The sequence below is a fragment of the Blautia sp. MSJ-36 genome (assembly GCF_018917985.1).
Classification (GTDB): domain Bacteria; phylum Bacillota; class Clostridia; order Lachnospirales; family Lachnospiraceae; genus Blautia_A.
This window is the reverse complement of record NZ_JAHLPQ010000057.1, coordinates 1-1,515: the sequence shown is the minus strand read 5'-3', so window position 1 is coordinate 1,515 and position 1,515 is coordinate 1. Positions and strand designations below refer to the sequence as shown.

At 52.1% G+C, this 1,515-nt stretch carries 1 rRNA gene; it reads left to right on the top strand.

The window, feature by feature from the left end:
- Positions 1 to 39: 39 nt before the first annotated feature.
- A 23S ribosomal RNA gene (locus KQI39_RS17065) occupies positions 40 to 1,515 on the top strand; the annotation flags it as partial.

Here is a 1,515-nt window from a genome sequence, read left to right as displayed (position 1 = left end):
AAGAGACCGCATCACCTACGCTAGGGTGATGAAGCGAAAGGTCAAGCAATAAGGGCACAGGGCGGATGCCTTGGCACTAAGAGCCGATGAAAGACGTGATAAGCTGCGAAAAGCTTCGGGGAGGAGCAAATATCCCGTGATCCGGAGATGTCTGAATGGGGAAACCCGCATGAGAAGACCTCATGCATCCATACGCCAATCCATAACGTATGGAAGGGAACCCGGGGAACTGAAACATCTAAGTACCCGGAGGAAAAGAAAGAAACATCGATTCCGTAAGTAGCGGCGAGCGAACGCGGAGGAGCCTAAACCGGTGTGCGTGCATGCCGGGGTCATGGACTGCATTTAAGATTCAGTGAAGTTAACAGAACGGTTTTGGGAAAGCCGGCCAGAGAGGGTGAAAGCCCCGTACGTGAAAACCAAGCTGACTGAGCAGGATCCGGAGTACCACGAGACACGAGGAACCTTGTGGGAAGTAAGGGGGACCACCCCCTAAGGCTAAATACTACTTAGTGACCGATAGCGCATAGTACTGTGAAGGAAAGGTGAAAAGGACCCCGGGAGGGGAGTGAAAGAGAACCTGAAACCCTGTGTCTACAAGCTGTGGAAGTGCTTTATATGCACAACCGCGTACTTTTTGTAGAACGGTCCGGCGAGTTACGCTTACTGGCAAGGTTAAGTCCTCAAGGGATGGAGCCGAAGGGAAACCAAGTCTTAACAGGGCCAGAGTCAGTAGGAGTAGACCCGAAACCGGGTGATCTATCCATGTCCAGGTTGAAGCTGCCGTAAGAGGTAGTGGAGGACCGAACCCACATCCGTTGAAAAGGGTGGGGATGAGGTGTGGATAGGGGAGAAATTCCAATCGAACCCGGAGATAGCTGGTTCTCCTCGAAATAGCTTTAGGGCTAGCCTCGGTGTGAGTCTTGCGGAGGTAGAGCACTGAATTTCCTAGGGGGCGTCAAAGCCTACCGAAGAATATCAAACTCCGAATGCCGTGTAGATATCACCGGGAGTCAGACTGCACGAGATAAGTTGGGCGGTCAAAAGGGAAAGAGCCCAGACCTACAGTTAAGGTCCCAAAGTGCGCGTTAAGTGGAAAAGGATGTGGGATTTCGAAGACAACCAGGATGTTGGCTCAGAAGCAGCCATACATTCAAAGAGTGCGTAATAGCTCACTGGTCGAGAGGTCCTGCGCCGAAAATGTCCGGGGCTGAAACGCGCCACCGAAACTAAGGAATCCGTAAGGATTGGTAGAGGAGCATTGCATATGGGAAGAAGCAGTACCGTAAGGAGCTGTGGACTATATGGAAGAGAGAATGCCGGAATGAGTAGCGAGATAGAGGTGAGAATCCTCTAGGCCGAATATCCAAGGTTTCCAGGGTAAAGCTGATCTGCCCTGGGTGAGTCGGGACCTAAGGTGAGGGCGAGAGCCGTAGCCGATGGACAACAGGTTGATATTCCTGTACTGCAGTATAACAGAACTGTGGGGACACGTAAGGAGAGCGGGAGCCGGGG